We start from the raw sequence: 19835 nt of genomic DNA on the forward strand, positions 1-19835 counted from the left end.
ATACTAAATATCTTTACGAACAATCGGCATACTCATGCAACGTGGACCCCCACGACCACGAGATAATTCCGAACTTAGCACCTCAATGACTTCTATACCATGTTCCCGTAATAACGTATTGGATACATAGTTGCGATCATATGTAACAACTACACCTGGCGCAATTGCTAATGTATTAGAACCGTCATTCCATTGTTCACGAGCGGAAGCAATTACATCTCCTCCTCCACAAGGAATAAGAACTAATTCACTTAAACCTAATACCTCTTTTAATGCTTCCATTAAAGAAGTACGATGTGTAATTTTAAGAGTTTCCTCATCTGTACCTTTTTCTAAAATATAAATATTCATATTTCCTTTTGGCCCTTGAATGGCTGGATGAATTGTAAACTTGTCATAATCGACCATTGTAAATACTGTATCTAGATGCATAAATGCTCGGCATTTTGGAATTTCTATTGCTAACACTTTCTTAATTTTATTTTGTCGGCTAAAGAGATTTTTAGCTAAACGTTCAATTGCTTTAGCTGAAGTACGAGCAGACACTCCAATCGCAATTGTTTCTTCATTTAAAATTAGCTCGTCGCCACCTTCAATTGGAAACTTATAATCACGATCTAGCCAAATTGGCACATTGTGACTTGAAAATCTTGGATGATATTTAATGATATACTCCATGAATAATGATTCACGTCTACGCGCCGGTTCTCTCATCTTATTTATCGTTAAGCCGTCACCCACGCTAGCTGCTGGATCACGAGTAAAATATAAATTAGGCATTGGATCTAAGTAAAACGGATAATGATCTTCCATTAACTCGTATAAATGTGTTTTCTTACTTGTTTCAATTTCGTTTTTCCGTACACCACCCATAATTTTTTGAATTAATTCTTCATTTGAAAAGGAAAGTAAATATTCTTTTAAAGTTTGATGTGCAACATTTACGTCAGCCTGTCCTTCTTTTAAAATACGATCAACAAATTCTTCTCGAAGTTTTTTATCTACTAACGCCTCAGCAGCTAGTTTTTCTAAATAAAGAACTTCAACACCCCGATTGCGTAGCGTTTGTGCAAAATAATCATGCTCTTTTTGAATAATTGGTAAATATGGAATATCGTCAAATAATAACTGCTGCAAATAATCTGGTGTTAAGTTTTCCACTTCTTTACCAGGTCGTTTTAATAACACCGTTTGTAATTCCCCAATTTCTGAAGTAACATGTATCGGATGCTTCATTTGTTGTACCTCCTTTTAAATATGTTTGATGTCTTACAAGTACATAATAAATGCTAAGCGCTTTCACATTTGTGAAAGTATTCACATTATCATTGTGAAATATTAAACACGTTATTTTTTAAAGTCATATGAATTTGTATTTTTATAACAATCCACCCTACTTTTTTAATGAAAAGCACATATATTATGCATATAGGTTGAATATTTAACTTCCGTATTCAAATAAAAATCCTGTTTTTAATTTTTATTAAAAACAGGATTTTACATCTAAATAATTAAATTTAACCTTTCCTCCAAAATCTCTCTATCTGATTTCGATTGTGAAATTATAAGACATGTATCATTTCCACATATACATCCTATTTTTTCTTTCCAATCTAACTCATCAAATAAAACACCAATAACATGTGCATTACCAGGTAATGTTTTAATAACCATTAATTGATCTACACAATCAATTTTCACAACAACCTCTCGTAATTTTTTCTTTAACTTTATATCAGTTTGTAACTGCTCATCTGAGAAAACCTTATATATCATTAATCCTTCTTTAGAAGGCACCTTCGTTAAGTTTAACTCACGAATATCTCGAGAAACCGTAGCTTGTGTTACTAATACATCTTTTCTTGCTAACAATTCTACTAATCTTTCTTGCTTCTCTATTTCATACTCCTTTACAAATTGTTTAATTAATCGTTGTCTTTTTTCTTTTTTCATAAAAGACACCCCTTTTAATATTATAGCTCGCTATAATTTTCATCCGAAAGGGACAGAAAGGAATGTTGCGGAAACGTTCATAGTTTATACTTTTTAACTGTAGATATTAAATAGCTAAATAAAAAGAGAGAAGAACAGCATCCTGTTCTTCTCTCTTACATTGAAAATCGTTCAATTGTCTGTTTTAAATCGACTGATTGCTTCTCTAAATCCTTTAATAATTGATCGATTGCCATCATATTTTCGGATTGTTGTACCGTCAGACGTGCCACTTCTTGTGAACTAGCTGATGTTTCCTCAGCAATTAATGCGACTTCTTTTGTTTGTTCACCCGTTTGATGAATACACTCTACTTGTTCGTTCATATAACTACTAATTTGCTTCGTAGCATTTGCTACTTCCATTTTTCATTCCTCCTCATAAGTAATATACTATCCATTATTATCCATATTTTCTTTATAGAAAGATATACAGATTTTCTTTTTTTGTTTACGTAATTATTACATTGTTTTTTCTATATATAAGTAAAAATGATGTATAGTTTTATTCGGATGCAAGTGACTTCATAACTATATTCAACTACACAATTTAAGGTCAGGTGATTCTATGTTGAAATTATCAAATCGTTTAAATGTTATAAACAGATTAACTCTGTTAGTAACAGTACCAATTCTCTCTATTTTAACGAATTTACCGAAAGAATTCTCCTTCCTCCAGCCTATTAAATGGCTAGAATCAATCGAAGGCAATATGTATAAAGAGTTTAGTTACGTAAAAGAACTCATTATTACTGAAGATGAGAATCGCCGTACTACAATTTTAAATAAATTAAATGATACAAATAAAGAAACTGAAAAGTTACAAGCTCAATACGGAAATACATATATAAACAAGCGAAGAAAAAACTACTCAATCAATATAAAGAAAAACTTACAAACTATAACCTATATTTCTGAACAAAACAAATTTATTATCTTTAAACGCGCAAGTGAGAAACCACCTAAATTAGGTGGTTTCTCTATTTAAATTATACATTAAGATTTCCTTATGTAATAACTGAATCCCGAAAAAAATAAAGGATTCTGACAATTTATGACTAATAACAGAAATAAGGGGCAACATTTGTAAAATATATTTTTGACTGGGGGTTTTGTATGATTCAAGTTCGAAATCTAATAAAATCATTTGGCTCACTTAACGTTTTAAAAGGCATTGATTTAGAAGTACAAGAAAAAGAAGTTGTTGTTTTAATTGGTGCCAGTGGTTCCGGAAAAAGTACATTACTTCGCTGTCTTAACTTTTTAGAAATGTACGATGAAGGTGAAATTCACTTACAAGGTGAACGAATTGATCCAAAGCGTTCAAATTTAAACAAAGTACGTGAAAATGTCGGTATGGTTTTTCAGCACTTTAACCTCTTTCCTCATATGACCTCACTAGAAAACATCATAGAAGCACCTATTCACGTGAAAAAATTGGAAGCAGAAAATGCAAAGGATATTGGAAATCAGCTTTTGCAAAAGGTCGGCCTACAAGATAAGGCGGATGTAACTCCTCACCTCCTTTCAGGTGGCCAAAAACAGCGTATTGCGATTGCAAGGGCTCTTGCTATGAATCCTAAAATTATGCTATTTGATGAACCTACCTCAGCTTTAGACCCTGAACTTGTTGGAGAAGTATTGCAAGTTATGAAAGAACTTGCCGAAGAAGGAATGACGATGATTATTGTTACGCATGAAATGAATTTTGCAAGAGATGTAGCTGATCGCGTCATCTTTATGGATGATGGAAAAATTGTAGAGGATGCTCCGCCTGAGCAATTCTTCTCAGCTCCGTCGCATGAACGAGCAAAACAATTTTTACGTAACGTTCTATAATGTAACTTCTAATTCAAACGTAAAAAAATACATTCATACGGCGTACAAATAGTTGTCCAAATTAAATATCTCAATAACATGCTTAAAACCATCCGTATGATTACTATTTAGGAGGGGTTTTATGAAAAGAAAATTATTAACCATTGTTGCGAGCATTACATTATGTACATCCTTCATACTAGGCGCCTGTAGTAAGGACAGCGCTACCACTTCATCAAGTGGTGAAAAAGAATTCCGTTATGCAATGAGTGGCTTATACAAACCTTTTAATTATAAAGAAAATGATGGGAAACTTGTCGGATTTGATGTGGAAATAGGTGCGGCGCTTGCTAAAAAAATGAATATGAAACCGACCCCTATTACAAATCCGTGGGAAACATTAATTCAAGGCCTCCAAGCGAAAAAATATGATGTAATACTAGGCAGTATGGCAATTACAGAAGACCGCTTAAAAGCTGTTAATTTCTCAAACCCTTATTATCGCTCTGGTGCCCAAATTTTTGTATCTAAAAAGAATACATCCATCTCTTCGCCGGAAGACTTAAAAGGTAAAAAAATTGGTGTTGTAAAAGCTAGTACCTTTAAAGATCTTGTCGCAAAATATACAGATCAAATTACAGAATACGACAGTGATATTACTGCTCTTATGGACTTAGAACCTGGGCGTGTTGATGCAGTAATTACCGATCAAATGGTTGGCCTACGTATGATAAAAGAAGGGAAATCAAATATAAAAGAAGCTGGAAAACCATTAAATCTTGATGAAATGGGAATTGCTATTCGCAAAGATGATAAGGAAATGGTTGAAAAAGTAAATAAAGCTTTAGATGAAATCATTAAAGATGGTACGTATGAAAAAATCAGTAAAAAATGGTTCGGTCGTAACATTCTTGGAGAAGAGGCAAAAACGAAGTAGGCTAGCTCTTCAAAAGTTTCACAAATCATGCCCCACTTTGTATGTGGGGCATTTCATTCCCAACTAAAATCCATACAATACGAGGTGATACACATGTATGAAATTTTTATCTCTACCTATCCCACACTCTTAAAGGCTACTATTGTAACATTACAATTAACATTAACCTCCCTAGTACTCGGTTCATTAATTGGATTACTATTCGCTTTCTTTCGAATCTCTAACAATAAAGTGCTAAATAGCATTGCTCATGTATATATCGCTATTATTCGTGGTACACCTTTAATTGTTCAAATCGCAATTCTCTATTTCGGTATTACATCTGTTATTGTTTTCACCCCTTTTTGGGCAGGAGCAATTGCTTTAGCAATCCATAACGGTGCATATATTACTGAAATTTTCCGCGGATCCATTCAATCCGTTGACCGAGGACAATTGGAAGCTGCTCGCTCTTTAGGTATGCCGTATCCATTAGCTATGCGCCGGATTATATTACCACAAGCGTTTCGCCTATCCCTCCCTCCTCTAGGGAATCAATTCATCATTGGATTGAAAGATTCTTCCCTTGTTGCTTACGTCGGACTATCCGAATTATGGGGATCTGGTTTATCAATTGCCGCTGGTAACTTCCAACAATTAGATACATATGTAATCGTTGGTCTATACTATCTCGTACTTGTTCTTCTATTTACTTACTTTGTTAACCTTTTAGAGAAACGACTACAAAGAAAAGAAACAAATTCAGTTCAAGTTAGGACAAAGAATAAAAAAGAAGTTTCTTTATAAGAAAAAGCAAGCCTGAGATGGCTTGCTTTTTCACTGCACAAATATATCAACTTTTATTGATTTACTTTTTTAATACTCTCTTTTTCTTCTATATGTTCCTCACGATATGAAATATTATGAGGGTCTAGTCCATTTCCTAAAGAACCATAGAAATGCTCTCTATGCGGATCCACCAATTCACTTCCTTGATAATACACACGTGGTGTATTCCATAATGCCCCCAAAGCTTTTGTCATTGGCATTTCGTGATAGCGTTCCGGCCACATTTCTTTAATTTTCTCTTTTACTAACGGATAGTACTTAGAGCTCATAGCAGGGAACAGATGATGTTCTGTATGATATGAGAAATTGAAATGTAAAACATCTACCCAGCGCGGCACTGTTACCGATAAACAGTTTGCTAACGGATCATTTACTGGAACAATTGGATTTAAGCGGTGATTCGTTGCAATATATGCCATTACAATAAAGTTAGCAATTAACAGTGGAATCACATATGCAAATAACCATTTTGCCGGTCCCATAATAAACAATAAACTAATCCAAACAGTCCAAGGCAAAAGAAGTTGAAGCCATACAGATTTTTGATTGGATGACTTAAATTCCTTTATAAAATGAAAGAACATTCGAGTCGAATGCAATGTAAATTGAATTGTTAGTGACAGAAAACTAAAGAATGAACGTACATGTAGAGGCATACGATATACCCAACTCAAAAACTTACTCTTCTTAAGTTTCTCAAGAGTTGGCCATGCATCAGGATCGTTCTCTTCATGCTGTGTATGAACATGATGTGTTGCATTATGCCACTTTCTCCAAAGTTTTGGTCCAGTTGATAACGGCATAAATGCAATCGCACCTAAGAAATCACGAAGCCATGCCTTTCTTACAACTGTTCCATGTAAAATTTCATGCCCTAAAAATCCAAGTGAAGCAAAACATAATCCGAGAACAATCGCAATTCCTAGATTTGCCCACACATTCAATTCAAATACACCAATCGTTATTAATCCCGACAATGCCACAAGTAAATAAGCCAGTCCACCAAATAAACGAGTAGGAACTGGTTTAAATGCTTTTTTCGGCAAATGTGGTGATACACGCGCTGCATACCACCCAAACGTATGAAGCTCCTTCATCCTTTTGCCCCTTTCTGTTGCCGCGCCTTGCGCAACTTACATATATCAATTCTTGCTTCCAGATTGATTTTACTAGATGATCAAAAAAGCATTTATCATAAGGAAAATATACTCACTCTATCGTCACTTATTGTTCGCTTTTATTATCAATGAAAAACATTTCTCTTTTTACTCTCTATCAACCTTTCCACATGATGAATCATAACAATAGAATTTCTATATTGTCAACAACTTTTATGACCTAGTAATAAAAGTTGATTATACTTTTATAAGTATACTTTATTCCAATAAAGAAAAAGCATAGATTTTATAAGGTTTTATCAAATATATATCCAAATACATTTTAGCAACAAAGACTCTATCTTATTCAATACTTCACTGTATAGTTAACAACTAATATCCTCTGAATTTAGTTTTCCATAAATTCCTCCCCGTCATACCAACACCAAAAATAATTATATTGAAATAATTTTATCTTTTTTGTTAATAAAATAGAATCCTACTAAAACAACACACATGAATTCCATATAATATGGAAATATTAAAAGGAAAATTGTTCTAAATCAGGAGGTTTCCATAATGACAAGTGATACATTCCCACAATTGCCGTTATCTTATTGGATTGAATCTACTCAGTTTCCTACTTTCCCCCATTTATCTGAAAATGTAAAAACGAAAGTTGCTGTTATCGGTGCAGGCATTACAGGTATAACCACTGCCTATTTACTCGCGAAAGAAGGCATCGACGTTACGCTAATTGATTCTGGTCTTATTTTAAATGGGACGACTGGACATACAACGGCGAAAGTAACAGCGCAACATGATCTAATTTATGATGAATTAATAGATCATTTCGGTCTGGAAAAGGCCAGACTTTACTATGAATCAAATAGTCACGCTCTACAATTCATACGTGAAACTGTACAAACATATAAAATCGACTGTAATTTCTCAAATGAAGATTCATATTTATATACAACTACTGATAATGGATTAAGAAATTTATCGAAAGAATATGAAGCCTATCAAAAACTAAATATCCCTTGTGACTATATTCAATCTTTGTCGATCCCGATTCCAGTACAATCTGCACTTGTAATGAAAAATCAGGCGCAATTCCATCCCCTCCTTTATTTGAAAATACTTTTAGAAAGGTTTGTGGAGATGGGCGGCAAAGTTTATGAACAAACAACAGCTATAGATGTGGAGAAAGGAGATTCTCCACAAGTCATTACAAAGGCTGGTCATCGTATTACTTGCGAATACGTTGTCTCTTGTTCACATTTTCCTTTTTATGATGCTAGTAGCTTTTTCTTTACCCGAATGTATGCAGAACGCTCCTATGCTCTTGCAATAAAAGCAAAAACGGATTATCCAGGTGGCATGTATTTAAGCATCGATGATCCAAAACGCTCCTTACGCTATATAACAAGCAATGGAGAAAAATTAATTTTGATTGGTGGAGAGAGTCATAAAACAGGACAAGGAATAAATACAATGCTTCATTACGAAGCACTCTATTCTTTTGCTGAAGCAACTTTTGGAGTAGATGAAGTTCCCTATAGATGGTCAGCACAAGATTTGATTACTCTAGATAAGCTCCCTTACATCGGACATATTAACGAACGGAATCCAAATATATTTGTTGCAACCGGGTATCGGAAATGGGGAATGACAACTGGAACTGCTGCCGCTCATTTACTCAAGGACTCCATTCTAAAAGTCGACAGTCCATATAAAGAGCTGTTTGCACCATCACGCTTTCATGCAACCCCAGATATAAACACATTTCTCTCTCAGAACATGGATGTTGCTAAACATTTAATTGAAGGAAAAATTGAAACAGCATTACGTACACCAGAAGATCTTGAAGTCGGCGAGGGCTCTGTTGTACATGTTAACGGTAAACGAGCAGGTGCCTATAAAGATAAAGAAGGAAAATTGCATATCGTCGATACGACTTGTACACATCTCGGCTGTGAAGTTGAATGGAATAACGGAGATTGTACTTGGGACTGTCCTTGCCATGGTTCCCGTTTTTCAATTGACGGGGATGTTATGGAAGGTCCAGCAGATCAACCATTAAAACGAGTTGATAACGAATAAAACATACAATAAGATTTATTCGTTATCATTTGTAGACCTTATCGTAGCTATATGTATTTTCTTTATTCCTCCAAACAAAAAAAGGAGCACAAACTTACTTGTGCTCTTTTTTGTATCCTTCAAACAACATCTCGCGAAATAATGTATTCAAAATTTCAATATCGATCCCTAATCCCTTTTCAATTCCTTTTACATATTGCTGATAGTAATGAATTTGTTCGTCTAAAAATTGATTCAGCAACTTAATTTTCAATCCAACATCTAATTCAGTACCTGCTTTTTTCTTTACTAACAACTTCTCAATCTCATTCAATACACTACGTTCTATAGATAGTTCTGTAATTAATCGGTCAAATTCTACTGGAGGCAATGTTCCTATCTCTTCTAGCCACTTACAAGCTAAAATTGGACGTAATACATAAAAGTACTTCTTCAACTTTACCTTCTCACCTTGCAAAAATTCACGATGATTTTTCGATGCCATATGTAAGTAATGATATATCGTTGCTTTTGGGTCAAAATTCTTCTCACTCATTTGCTGCAGCTTCTCTGGAAAATTAGAGTTTTTCGAGTAAAAAATGGGTGATCGGATCCACTCGAGTAAAGCTGGATTTGATTTTGCAAATAGTTGCAACGCCTTTTTAATATCCCAACCACTTATATCTAAATCATCACTAATCGGATATTCAATTACATCACGTTTATCATGAATCGATAAATACCATTCTACAGGGTGTATATAAACAAACCTAACATCATAATCGCTATCTTTCGATGGAAATCCCCAAGCACGGCTTCCTGATTCCACGGCAAATAAGATTTTTACATCATTTTCTTTTTCAATTCTTTCTAATTCCAATTCTATTTTCTCTCTCATTTCATATCCTCCCCATTTTTTGATCATTTCCCTGGAAATTCGACAAGTATACGGCCATTTTACTACATACTAAAATAGCTGTCAGAAACTTTCTGACAGCTTAACAAAACACTTATTGTTTCTTTTCAATTACAATAGCCGCAATACGCTCAAACTCTTTTTGAATCTCCTCTTTATATGCATCGACTTTTGAAAAATCCATAGCAGCAATATAAATTCGTTCTAACTTATCACGAACTGATTTTGCTTTCGCTAAGAAAGACATTGCTTCATTCATTTTTGTTTTATACTGAATGGACACGTCACGAATTTCTGTCGCATATTTCTCATCCGTCCCTGGAGTAACAATGAGATCATACATATCAATAATCTCATCACCTTCGCGACTTGGAAAATATTCATGCGGTGCAGTACTATCAAAAATTGCAAATCCTAATTCTCTTACGATAACCATATCAAGACTATTTGGATCAAATCCGCAATGGTACACTTCAACATCAAACCCTTTTTCCTCTGCTACCTTCGCTAACTTTTTGAGCATTGTTGATTTTCCAGAGCCAGGGCGTCCTTTTATAAAATAACGATGTGGTAATCCTTCTGTTAAATTAGGAACAAAATCAACTGCTCCTTTTGGTGTTGCAGCTCCTAAAAAACGATGCTTCACAATCGATTGTTTCCCACTTTTATTTGTAAATAATTTCTGAATCAGCTCATCTGTTAGTTCATTTGCTTTATTAAAGTCAATATTATTAATATATATTTTCTCCCACTCATCATGTATAACTAACGCTTCTTTAAAACATGCGTAAGCAGATTGAAAAGCTTTACTTGCTTCTGAAACAAATCGTTCAATTTCCAGTTTCTGCTTTCTTAATTTATCTGAGTCCCAAGCCACTCCTAAATTTATATATTCTTCGACAACTCCTGGCATTTTCGGCTCAATAACATGCGGCGATGTCCCATCAACAATTCCTACTTTTAACTGTGGGATAATCACACCATCAACTGACTTATTATCAGAGGAACAATGTAAAAATTCAATATCATATCCTTTTTCAACCCATTCACGACCTATTGCCTTTATTAAAGAAGATTTCCCCGTGCCTGGTCCACCCTTTAAAATAAATAACCTATCTAGCCCTTTTAAATTCTCTTCGTATAAATTATGAAATCCTCTAGCTGTATTTCCACCAGCATAATAATTCAATACATTCCCTGTCACTGCACTCACTCCTTCGCAGCATTCTATTTACATAAGCTACAATATGCGAGCAACTTTATTTGGGTGAGTACCTAATTTGTATTGCACAAAAAAAGCAAAGATCATTATTGACCTTTGCTTCTATATTTTTTATTTAAATTAAGAAGTAATTGTTCTACACGAGGACGTACCCAAGCTAAATAATCTTTCTCTTTCTTCTTTGTACATGCTATCTCTTCTCCATCTACCATTCCAACAAGTTCTAGCTCTAACAGTTGCCTCGTAAATGCTAACATATTTACTTCTTCGTCCGGATACTCTTCTTTTAATTTCTCCTCAATTTCCCCCAATAAAAAACCGTCACGCATCATTGCCAGTGCATCAATCCAAAGTGGCGGCATTTCATATTTTTCTCCTGTCATTATATCTTTTACAATATAATTCTTTTGCTCTTTTCGAAATTGAATCGTGTGTAAACATACAGTCGAATTTAATGTTAATTCCATCATACCACCCCTTTCATAATATCTGCATAGAAAAAAGGATGCGCGTGCACCCCTTCTTACCTTTTCATAACACTACTAAACCGTTACATGAGCAATCCATCTCATGTCGATATTTTCCTCCATTATAAACGAAGTATTTTATAAAAAAAACCCTTCTTGAAACATTTTATAAAATGTTTATATTTACACAACAAGAACACTTTTCTGAAAAGTGTTTTCTCCTAACATATTAAACTGTCGGCAAAGAAATTTCTACTTTCGTTCCTACTCCCATACTACTTTGAATCGCGATACTCCCTTGATGTTCCTTAATAATTTTATATGTAATCATTAGTCCCAGTCCTGTACCATTCTCCTTTGTTGTGTAAAAAGCTTTACCGATTTTCTCTAACTTCTCGTTCTCTATACCAAATCCTTGATCTTCGACAGAAATACACAAATATCCTTTCGTTTTTTGATATACACGGATATGAATGTCTCCACCTTCTGGCATTGATTCTATCCCATTTTTAATGATATTTAATAACACTTGTTTTAATTGTTTATCATCACCGTTTATAACCGGTAAATTCCCCTCTACTTGCAAATGAAATTTCACTTTATATTGCGTTGCATAACTTTCCATTAACTGCACAACATATAGAAGAATTTCTCGTATATTACACCATTCATAATTTGTTGGTTTCGGTTTTCCTAATAGCATCAATTCACTAACAAATCCGTTAATCCTTTCAATCTCTTGTAACATAATGTCGTAGCTCATCGTATCTGCCGGGTTTCTTTCTTTTTGCATTTGCGTAAACCCTTTTAAAGCTGTTAATGGATTTCGAATTTCATGCGCAATTGTTGTAGACATCGTCCCAATTACAGCTAAATTTTCCGTCTCCTTCATATTGTTCATCATTTCAACCACTGTTCTTACATAAGATTGAAATCGTTTTAATAAAGAATGTGAAATAATAAAAAAGAATATACATAAAACAAGCGGAATCACCACTTTAATATCTTGTAATACCAAGATAAAAAATACATATTTTCCAATTACACTAAAAGACACTACATAAAAATATTTTCTATTCACAAATATTGGTGCAAATAAAACCAAAAATATTTCAACCATATTTCCATTTTCAAACACACGATCACTGTTTAAATAAATCATTAAATTATTAATAAGGTCAATGAACATATACCCAATTAAGAACAAATATTTTATGAAATATACATAACCTTTTTTTTGAAGATATATCGAAATAGGGAATAGAGATACTACTAATATATACACACCGATTCCCATACCACCTTCTGGCCATCCTATCCTTGCTTCGTTAATGTTCATAGCCGGATACACAAAATAATAAATAACGTCATATAAAAAAAATATAATATAGAATAATAATAAAAATACTTTTAAAGCTTCTCTTTCTTCATAAATCAAGCTTTTAAATTTGTTCATATGAATACTCCTCGTGATCAATACAAAAATAACATTCTACATGTTATCTCCTCAAATTATACGTATGAAATTGCTTTCAGAGCAATATGTAACCTTATAATACTAAAAAGGAAGGAGATTTCCTCCTTCCTTTTTAGTATTATAACTTATATCCATCTTACCCTATCATGTAGCAGTCCATCCGTAAAATTATTATGCCCTATTCTGAAATCCTTCATATATAAATTTAAATATTCACCGTACTTACTTTCTGTATTTAATAATAACTCCTCGACATAATAAGCACCTTGTTCAAAGTGATCTAAAAGTAAGCTGCACAAGCCTGCATAAATTCCGCATCCTACTTGAAAGTAAGTTGCATTCGTTTTATATTTATGAAAAACTTGGCTGCTATTCATCACGTTATACATATATGTCTCGCTATTTTCATAAACGAGTAACACACCGACTAGATCCTCTCCCGCAACCTCTTCTTCTGCTGGATTAAATACTTTACGATTCCAGTTCCATAAATCTTCTACTTTATCTAAGTTCTGTCTAATTACATTTGTTGTATACTCATTAATTCGGTACAGAAAGCCCACTTCCATGTTGAAATTTTTCCCTAAAATTAATACTTCTTCATGTGGCATTAAACAACCATAGAATTCCTTTTCTCCTAACTTCACTTTATACTCTGAAGCATACACATCCTCATAAAAATAAAGAGGACGATGATGACTCATATACATCGGATAGCTCCAAATCGCTTCGTCTAGAAATCGCTCTACCGCCCATGAAGCATAGAGTGTATGCGGCTTTATAAGTGCTGTATCATTCAAAAACGAAGTATCATGTTCTACAATATAGCATGCACGCGGCTTTTCATTTGGCCGTTCCTTCATGAGTTCAACAACCATCCATTGCACAACACCTGGATTCATACCTGATCCTATAATCGCTTTTGTATTTGTAAATTTTTCTTTCTCCTTCTCAAACCTCGTATATCTTTCTGTAAGCTGAAATCCAAGCAAACTATCGTCCTGATCTACTGCCTCATTTTCCAAAGCTGAATTTATATAAAAGATTCCAAGTTCATTACAACAGCTTAATACCCTAATCGTATCTGCACCTGAAACATCAATAACAACACCCGTTCTTTTTTCTTTTAAATGTTGTTTAAATTTCACTACATCCTGAAGGTCTATTTCGTATAAAAACAATTGATTTTTCAAATTCGGAAACAATTCATCATAATAAGTCCTATCTTTTTGTTTTATATCAACCAAATGAAATGTAACCTTTTTTATCGCTTCATAAACTGGATCTTTTTCATTTACTATCGCTTGATTTAAAATGGATAAAACTGCCTTTGCTGCTCCACCAGCACTACCAAGCAATGTAATATTTGGAAACTGCTCCACAAACAAAACCCCTTTAGTAAATTAGTTGAGCAGTTCTTCCTCAAAAAATAAATTGAATACGTCAAAAGGTATCTCGTACATAATTTTTATGATGTAGCACAAGATTTCCTCTTTAAAAATCACACTAACATATTTATATTCAATTCATTTTTCCCCTCGTATTCAAATCTAACTAAACAAATAGGCTCGACCTTTTCTTCTGCATATAAAAGAAAAAGCCAGCCCTTTCAACTAGCCTACGGACAATGGACAGATTTTACATGTTGCATATTTACATATAGTTTTGCATCGCGTGCTTTTAATATTTCAATATGCCCTTCATCAATTTTCGCCATTTTTCCAATTTTATTGGATTCCTCACCTAAATCGAATACCATAATTTTCCCAGTCATTTTTATAAGTTGTTCTTCAAAAGTTCGAGCTAACGTAATATTTAACGGATTTACAGGGAGTTCATTTTTATTGAGAGAATAAGGCACTTGGTTTTCTTTATACGGAATTAACCATTTTAAGTGCTTTAAAGATATATATACAGTTTTATAAACTGGACTATAAAAAACAATATAATCGTTCATTACACTTGTTACATACCCATGTATTGGAGCATTTCCTGCTACATAAACTTCTGTAAAAATCCCTTTAGAGGTGCTTAATACTTTTCTCAAAGAAATTGAAGGAGATTCCCTCTTAATTACAGAATCCACATCAGGCTTTAATATTTCTTCATTGTGTCCTCTTAAAAATTTATAATATTGGACATGGTATAAAGATATATATACATAGTCTTGTCCATTGTAAAGAACAACGATATCATTTCCTACATCAATTAATACGCCTTTAAATCTCTGTTCACCGATTAATTTAACATATATATTTTCTCCAATACTTTTGTTTAACTCATTCATCTATATCCTCCTTCCTATGAATTTCTATTTTCCTGTTTTTCAATTCAAAAAAATAATCAGGGGCAATGTTCTGTCTTAATAGTAAGGAATTCCTTTTCACACTATCTGAAATAAGAAATCGTTCTTCACTTTCAACCATAATGCCCCTCTTATTTATTAAACATTATTCTTCTTCATTCTTTTTGTTCTTAACTATTTGACTCACACTCTTCACGTGGGAATGAATTACATAAATAACCTCATGACCGTTTACTAGTGTAATATTTCCATCATGTATATCACTTAATAAACCTTCCACACACTCTGGACCGCCACGATTAATCTTTACCCACTTATATTTCAATTCGCGTAATACATCAATAAAAGTATCCTCATCCGAGCAGAAGTATGAGCTGTAGCAATCGCTACTTTTACTTTCTTTTACCTTCTTAACTAGACTCTTTACATGTTTCAGCTGATAGTATACTAATTCCCCATGAGGTAATTGTAGTGTAAGGTAATTTTCTCCTAACGATACGAGCACGCCTACTCTACTTTCTGGCCCGCGGAGATTTACTTTTACATTCTCACCAACTAAATGTTTAATTTGGTCACAGCATAATACACTCTCCAAGTTCGTACCCTCCCTTCGTATTATCTTCTTGATTGTCTTTGTGCACGAGCACGACCTGAATTATTGCTGTTTTCATTACTTTTCTCATTGCTACTCTCATCGCTACTCTCATCACTCTCTCCACTTACTGGTGCATTATAATTAACACTCTTAATATGAGATAGTGCAATTAATACAACTTCTTCTTTAATAATCAATGTTACATAACCGCCAGAAACATCTTGTAAAATACCTTCAATTTTCTCTGGCCCACCACGGTTAATTTTCACCCAGCGGTATTTGAAGCTTTGAAGTAACGTTTCAAAGTCTTCTGCAATGTCTTCTTCCGCCCATTCAAAATCACCTATTCCGCCATCTTTCGTATTTTGGGTAATGCTTTTCAGATGGCGAAGTTGATAGTAATGGCTCTCTCCTTTTTCATTCTCTAATCCGAAGTAGTCCGCACCTAATGATACTATTGTTCCTTTTTGAGATTCTGGTCCACCTCTGTTTACTCTTACATAAGATCCAATTAAGTCTTTCAAAAAATCCCAATGAAATAAACTCACGAGAAAACCCCTTCCATTAATTTATAAGCTTTTGCACTGATAGTATATGTATCTGTACAGGTTACGTTCTCTATGTTTGTCCTAGCTAGAAAAAAATATGCTTTTAACCTGGTAGACTACTACCTATCAAAATTTCATGGAACGCCGAGGGCTCTTTGGGCTTTTGATAGCTTTAGACAAAAAAATCCCGTATGAAGGTACATTTCTGTATACTTCATACGGGATTTCCCAACGTTTAGTCCTCGTCTTTAACATCCATATCTTCTGGAATTGGTTCGTTTAATATTTCTTCCACTAATTGTTTATATTTCTCCATTTGTTCCAAATGTGTATTGAATTGTTCTTTATTTAATAAATATTGTTCTCCATCGAATAGCGCACGAACTTTTTTTTGCTGAATTAACTCCTCAATATACGATTTTGGTAAATTCAAATACTCCGCAGCCTCTTCTACCGTTATATACAATGCGTTCATTCCTTTATTATTTTTTCATATATACTGTATCTTACTTTACCTTATTTTTGTAAACAAATAAAAAAGATTTTGTAAATACACTTTAAAAAGCAGGTAGATGCATTCCATATATTGTATAATAACAATAGTAAGAATTTTTTAAAATATAGAATGGTATTACCCATTTACACAAAGGAGAGTTAACATATGGCTACTCGTCACATCATTACAATGTTAGAAAAAACATTACAAGTTGAAACAGAAAACACAATTTCTCATTTAACTACATCTTTATCTGATCGTATTCTTTCTCAAAGCACAGCAATACATGAAAACAATTGTTACCGTACAATTAGTGAATGGTACAAAAATCATTTCTTATTCCAACAAGATGATTTCCTTTGGGCTAAATACGCTTTCTATGACGCATATTGTGAGGCTATAAAAAAACAAGGACATCTTACAAAACGCGTTCGTCAAATATTAGAATCATTAGCTCGAGTGCATGGAAAACAATACATCGCTTCTATACTAAATATGCCATTTCCTAATGAACAGGCAAAAGGGACTGCATAAAACAAACCCAGATTCATTGTTTTCTAGAGCGATTACAAATAAACTGTTCATATCACATGAACTGATGAAACCGGTGTTATTATAATGATTGAAAATATAGTTAACAGGAAAACCCCCACTTACATCTCTCGTCATTCGAATAGAGAAGTAAGTGGGGGTATCCTTGTTCCTTTATTATTTCATCATCTGCTTAATCAATTCACGATTTTTCTTCTTAAATACTTCATTATGAGAAGAAACCATTCCGTACTCGCTTGCATCTGGTTGAATAAATTGTTTCGCTTTATTCACGGCATTTCCAGCATCTTGGAATGCTCCTGCAATTAGATGTAATTTTCCGTCATGCTTTAAAATATCTCCAGCAGCATATAATCCATCTACTGAGGACTCACTATTTGCATTCCCTGCAATATAAAAGTTATCTATAATCGCAACATCTAACTCACTATTTTCTAATAATGTAATGTCACGTTCATATCCATGATTAATAATAACTTCATCAATAGGTAAGTGAGAAACGTCACCTGTCTCATGATTCGTTAACTCTACATATTCAATCGCTTCATGGTTATCACCCGCAATTAATTTTGTAATCGATGTATTAAAGAAACACTCCGCTGAACTGTTCATTAGTTGTTTTACTTGTGCTTCATGACCAGATAATTCTTCTTTTCTATATGTTACATACACTTTTTTCGCGATTGGCTCTAATTCATTTGCCCAATCAACAGCTGAATTTCCTCCACCGGAAATAATAATCGTTTTATCTTTGAAACGTTTTAAAGATTTAACTGTATAATTTAAATTTGATACTTCAAATCGCTCAGCACCCTCAATTGATAACTTTTGCGGTTTCAATATACCACTGCCAGTTGCAACAATAACTGTTTTTGAAAAATGTTCTTCTCCAGTGCTTGCTTTTAGCGTAAAAGTACCATCTTCATTACGAATAATCGATTCTACTTTTGTATTTAAAACAACTTCTGGTTTAAATGTTAGCCCTTGCTGTACAAGTTGTTCAATTAATTTATCACCTGTAACTGGCAATAGCCCTCCTACATCCCAAATCATCTTCTCTGGATAAACATGTATTTTTCCACCTAACTGTGGTTGAAATTCTATTATTTTCGTTTTCATTTCTCTGAGTCCACTATAAAAAGCTGAATAAAGCCCTGCAGGTCCCCCGCCTATCACGGTTACATCAAACAATTCTTCTCTATTCATTCACCTTCACTCCTCAGCTACTAGTTGTTGATTATCATTCTCAATAAAATATAACCTGTTTCCGCAAAATTTACAATCAAAATTACTATTGACAATACACCCATATAAAATTATATTATTTAAAGAATCAATATTGATAATCATTATCATTTTGTTAATAATTAGAAAATTTAAGATTACATCTTCTTTTATTAACATGGTTAATACTATATTGTAGAATCTCATATTCAAGATTTTTAACAAGCAATGTGCATTACCACTACTCTTTCAAAAAGATTACAGTTAAACAAATTATTGCATACACATATCATCTATGTTAAAGGAGAAAGACGATGAAAAAGTTATTTATTTCACTAACAGTTCTTTTCGTTCTTGTTATGAGTGCTTGTAGCAATGGCTCTACAGACAAAAAGAACGATGCAAAAGGTAGTAAATCAGAAACAATTACATACCAATCTGAAAGTGGTAAAGTAGAAGTTCCTGCAAATCCAAAACGCGTTGTTGTTTTATCATCATTTGCTGGTAACGTAATGTCATTAGGTGTAAATCTTGTTGGGGTAGATTCATGGTCTAAACAAAACCCACGTTTTGATAGTAAACTTAAAGATGTTGCTGAAGTATCAGATGAAAATATTGAAAAAATTGCTGAACTAAATCCAGATTTAATCATTGGTTTATCCAATGTTAAAAATATCGATAAGTTAAAGAAAATCGCTCCTACTGTAACATACACTTACGGAAAAGTTGATTACTTAACACAACATATTGAAATTGGTAAATTATTAAACAAAGAAAAAGAAGCAAAAACTTGGGTAGATGATTTCAAGAAACGTGCAGATGCAGCTGGTAAAGAAATTAAAGCAAAAATCGGTGAAGATGCAACAGTTTCTGTTGTAGAAAACTTCAACAAACAGCTTTATGTATACGGCGATAACTGGGGTCGTGGAACAGAAATTCTGTACCAAGAAATGAAATTAAAAATGCCTGAAAAAGTAAAAGAAAAAGCATTAAAAGAAGGTTACTACGCATTATCTACTGAGGTATTACCTGAGTTTGCTGGTGATTACTTAATCGTAAGTAAAAACAAAGATACTGATAACTCATTCCAAGAAACAGAATCATATAAAAACATTCCAGCAGTAAAAAATAATCGTGTATATGAAGCAAACATGATGGAATTCTATTTCAATGATCCACTTACATTAGATTTCCAACTAGACTTCTTCAAGAAGAGCTTTCTTGGTCAATAATACAAACATGAGGAATTCTTAATTTAAGAATTCCTCTTCCTTTAT

20 protein-coding genes and 1 pseudogene are annotated in these 19835 nt (G+C 33.5%); 7 read left to right on the forward strand and 14 right to left on the reverse strand.

Annotated elements, in window-relative coordinates; genetic code table 11:
• Nucleotides 1-3: 3 nt before the first annotated feature.
• From arcA to ACQKNI_RS21265, 3 genes and pseudogenes are all read right to left on the reverse strand, one after another.
• Complete coding sequence (gene arcA / locus ACQKNI_RS21255) at nucleotides 4-1236, reverse strand: arginine deiminase (RefSeq protein ID WP_088231788.1); 1233 nt, start codon at nucleotides 1234-1236, stop codon at nucleotides 4-6.
• 267 nt (nucleotides 1237-1503) lie between these two features.
• Nucleotides 1504-1953 (reverse strand): arginine repressor, encoded by a 450-nt coding sequence (argR, locus tag ACQKNI_RS21260; protein ID WP_088231789.1) that lies wholly within the window; start codon nucleotides 1951-1953, stop codon nucleotides 1504-1506.
• Nucleotides 1954-2108: 155 nt separating this feature from the next.
• A pseudogene (locus tag ACQKNI_RS21265) lies at nucleotides 2109-2357 on the reverse strand (methyl-accepting chemotaxis protein); the annotation flags it as partial.
• Nucleotides 2358-2562: 205 nt separating this feature from the next.
• Between ACQKNI_RS21265 and ACQKNI_RS21270 the strand changes: the two are divergent.
• The 4 genes from ACQKNI_RS21270 (at nucleotide 2563) to ACQKNI_RS21285 (ending at nucleotide 5532) form a co-directional block, all read left to right on the forward strand.
• On the forward strand, nucleotides 2563-2979 hold the full coding sequence (locus ACQKNI_RS21270; RefSeq protein ID WP_170933775.1) for an MCP four helix bundle domain-containing protein: 417 nt from the start codon (nucleotides 2563-2565) through the stop codon (nucleotides 2977-2979).
• A gap of 128 nt (nucleotides 2980-3107) precedes the next feature.
• Nucleotides 3108-3830, forward strand: coding sequence for an amino acid ABC transporter ATP-binding protein (locus ACQKNI_RS21275; RefSeq protein WP_088231791.1), 723 nt, complete (start codon nucleotides 3108-3110; stop codon nucleotides 3828-3830).
• A gap of 121 nt (nucleotides 3831-3951) precedes the next feature.
• Nucleotides 3952-4746 carry an ABC transporter substrate-binding protein gene (locus ACQKNI_RS21280; protein ID WP_088231792.1) on the forward strand — a complete coding sequence of 265 codons (795 nt, stop codon included), beginning with the start codon at nucleotides 3952-3954 and terminating at the stop codon, nucleotides 4744-4746.
• Nucleotides 4747-4839: 93 nt separating this feature from the next.
• Nucleotides 4840-5532, forward strand: coding sequence for an amino acid ABC transporter permease (locus ACQKNI_RS21285; protein WP_088231793.1), 693 nt, complete (start codon nucleotides 4840-4842; stop codon nucleotides 5530-5532).
• 53 nt (nucleotides 5533-5585) lie between these two features.
• On the opposite strand, the gene ACQKNI_RS21290 is transcribed toward ACQKNI_RS21285, so the two are convergent.
• The gene (locus tag ACQKNI_RS21290) at nucleotides 5586-6671 is read right to left on the reverse strand and encodes a fatty acid desaturase family protein (protein WP_088231794.1); all 1086 of its coding nucleotides are present in this window, start codon (nucleotides 6669-6671) and stop codon (nucleotides 5586-5588) included.
• A gap of 579 nt (nucleotides 6672-7250) precedes the next feature.
• Between ACQKNI_RS21290 and ACQKNI_RS21295 the strand changes: the two genes are divergently transcribed.
• Nucleotides 7251-8777 (forward strand): FAD-dependent oxidoreductase, encoded by a 1527-nt coding sequence (locus ACQKNI_RS21295; protein WP_088231795.1) that lies wholly within the window; start codon nucleotides 7251-7253, stop codon nucleotides 8775-8777.
• A 94-nt stretch (nucleotides 8778-8871) separates the two neighbouring features.
• On the opposite strand, the gene ACQKNI_RS21300 is transcribed toward ACQKNI_RS21295, so the two are convergent.
• The 9 genes from ACQKNI_RS21300 to ACQKNI_RS21340 form a co-directional block, all read right to left on the reverse strand.
• A complete protein-coding gene (locus ACQKNI_RS21300; protein ID WP_098357420.1) occupies nucleotides 8872-9654 on the reverse strand; it encodes a nucleotidyltransferase domain-containing protein in 783 nt (260 codons plus the stop codon).
• A gap of 112 nt (nucleotides 9655-9766) precedes the next feature.
• The gene (locus tag ACQKNI_RS21305; protein WP_088231797.1) at nucleotides 9767-10876 is read right to left on the reverse strand and encodes a PRK06851 family protein; all 1110 of its coding nucleotides are present in this window, start codon (nucleotides 10874-10876) and stop codon (nucleotides 9767-9769) included.
• A gap of 104 nt (nucleotides 10877-10980) precedes the next feature.
• Nucleotides 10981-11361 (reverse strand): hypothetical protein, encoded by a 381-nt coding sequence (locus tag ACQKNI_RS21310; protein ID WP_088231798.1) that lies wholly within the window; start codon nucleotides 11359-11361, stop codon nucleotides 10981-10983.
• Nucleotides 11362-11590: 229 nt separating this feature from the next.
• Nucleotides 11591-12817, reverse strand: a complete 1227-nt coding sequence (locus tag ACQKNI_RS21315) for an ATP-binding protein (protein ID WP_088231799.1) — start codon at nucleotides 12815-12817, stop codon at nucleotides 11591-11593.
• Between the two features lie 146 nt (nucleotides 12818-12963).
• The gene (locus ACQKNI_RS21320) at nucleotides 12964-14220 is read right to left on the reverse strand and encodes an S-adenosylmethionine decarboxylase related protein (RefSeq protein WP_088231800.1); all 1257 of its coding nucleotides are present in this window, start codon (nucleotides 14218-14220) and stop codon (nucleotides 12964-12966) included.
• Nucleotides 14221-14456: 236 nt separating this feature from the next.
• Nucleotides 14457-15125, reverse strand: a complete 669-nt coding sequence (locus ACQKNI_RS21325) for a DUF2642 domain-containing protein (RefSeq protein ID WP_088231801.1) — start codon at nucleotides 15123-15125, stop codon at nucleotides 14457-14459.
• 163 nt (nucleotides 15126-15288) lie between these two features.
• Nucleotides 15289-15738, reverse strand: a complete 450-nt coding sequence (locus ACQKNI_RS21330; protein ID WP_088231802.1) for a spore coat protein — start codon at nucleotides 15736-15738, stop codon at nucleotides 15289-15291.
• A 20-nt stretch (nucleotides 15739-15758) separates the two neighbouring features.
• On the reverse strand, nucleotides 15759-16286 hold the full coding sequence (locus ACQKNI_RS21335) for a spore coat protein (protein ID WP_088231803.1): 528 nt from the start codon (nucleotides 16284-16286) through the stop codon (nucleotides 15759-15761).
• A gap of 235 nt (nucleotides 16287-16521) precedes the next feature.
• A complete protein-coding gene (locus ACQKNI_RS21340; protein WP_000993177.1) occupies nucleotides 16522-16761 on the reverse strand; it encodes a helix-turn-helix domain-containing protein in 240 nt (79 codons plus the stop codon).
• Nucleotides 16762-16947: 186 nt separating this feature from the next.
• Between ACQKNI_RS21340 and ACQKNI_RS21345 the strand changes: the two genes are divergently transcribed.
• Entirely contained in the window at nucleotides 16948-17316 is a 369-nt protein-coding gene (locus ACQKNI_RS21345; RefSeq protein ID WP_088231804.1) for a hypothetical protein, read from the forward strand.
• A gap of 174 nt (nucleotides 17317-17490) precedes the next feature.
• Here ACQKNI_RS21345 and ACQKNI_RS21350 read toward each other — a convergent pair whose 3' ends face one another.
• Nucleotides 17491-18540, reverse strand: coding sequence for an NAD(P)/FAD-dependent oxidoreductase (locus ACQKNI_RS21350; protein ID WP_088231805.1), 1050 nt, complete (start codon nucleotides 18538-18540; stop codon nucleotides 17491-17493).
• Between the two features lie 332 nt (nucleotides 18541-18872).
• Between ACQKNI_RS21350 and ACQKNI_RS21355 the strand changes: the two genes are divergently transcribed.
• Nucleotides 18873-19790, forward strand: a complete 918-nt coding sequence (locus tag ACQKNI_RS21355) for an iron-hydroxamate ABC transporter substrate-binding protein (RefSeq protein WP_088231806.1) — start codon at nucleotides 18873-18875, stop codon at nucleotides 19788-19790.
• The last annotated feature ends 45 nt before the right edge of the window (nucleotides 19791-19835 follow it).

The sequence above is a fragment of the Bacillus sp. NPDC094064 genome (assembly GCF_050279585.1).
In the GTDB taxonomy this organism is placed as follows: Bacteria; Bacillota; Bacilli; order Bacillales; family Bacillaceae_G; genus Bacillus_A.

Coding starts and splice junctions, on each gene's coding strand:
- ACQKNI_RS21325 (WP_088231801.1), bottom strand. CDS start 15,125: ATGAATGAGTTAAACAAAAGTATTGGAGAAAATATATATGTTAAATTA.
- ACQKNI_RS21275 (WP_088231791.1), top strand. CDS start 3,108: ATGATTCAAGTTCGAAATCTAATAAAATCATTTGGCTCACTTAACGTT.
- ACQKNI_RS21285 (WP_088231793.1), top strand. CDS start 4,840: ATGTATGAAATTTTTATCTCTACCTATCCCACACTCTTAAAGGCTACT.
- ACQKNI_RS21300 (WP_098357420.1), bottom strand. CDS start 9,654: ATGAGAGAGAAAATAGAATTGGAATTAGAAAGAATTGAAAAAGAAAAT.
- arcA (WP_088231788.1), bottom strand. CDS start 1,236: ATGAAGCATCCGATACATGTTACTTCAGAAATTGGGGAATTACAAACG.
- ACQKNI_RS21280 (WP_088231792.1), top strand. CDS start 3,952: ATGAAAAGAAAATTATTAACCATTGTTGCGAGCATTACATTATGTACA.
- ACQKNI_RS21310 (WP_088231798.1), bottom strand. CDS start 11,361: ATGGAATTAACATTAAATTCGACTGTATGTTTACACACGATTCAATTT.
- ACQKNI_RS21315 (WP_088231799.1), bottom strand. CDS start 12,817: ATGAACAAATTTAAAAGCTTGATTTATGAAGAAAGAGAAGCTTTAAAA.
- ACQKNI_RS21355 (WP_088231806.1), top strand. CDS start 18,873: ATGAAAAAGTTATTTATTTCACTAACAGTTCTTTTCGTTCTTGTTATG.
- ACQKNI_RS21290 (WP_088231794.1), bottom strand. CDS start 6,671: ATGAAGGAGCTTCATACGTTTGGGTGGTATGCAGCGCGTGTATCACCA.
- argR (WP_088231789.1), bottom strand. CDS start 1,953: ATGAAAAAAGAAAAAAGACAACGATTAATTAAACAATTTGTAAAGGAG.
- ACQKNI_RS21345 (WP_088231804.1), top strand. CDS start 16,948: ATGGCTACTCGTCACATCATTACAATGTTAGAAAAAACATTACAAGTT.
- ACQKNI_RS21350 (WP_088231805.1), bottom strand. CDS start 18,540: ATGAATAGAGAAGAATTGTTTGATGTAACCGTGATAGGCGGGGGACCT.
- ACQKNI_RS21340 (WP_000993177.1), bottom strand. CDS start 16,761: ATGAACGCATTGTATATAACGGTAGAAGAGGCTGCGGAGTATTTGAAT.
- ACQKNI_RS21295 (WP_088231795.1), top strand. CDS start 7,251: ATGACAAGTGATACATTCCCACAATTGCCGTTATCTTATTGGATTGAA.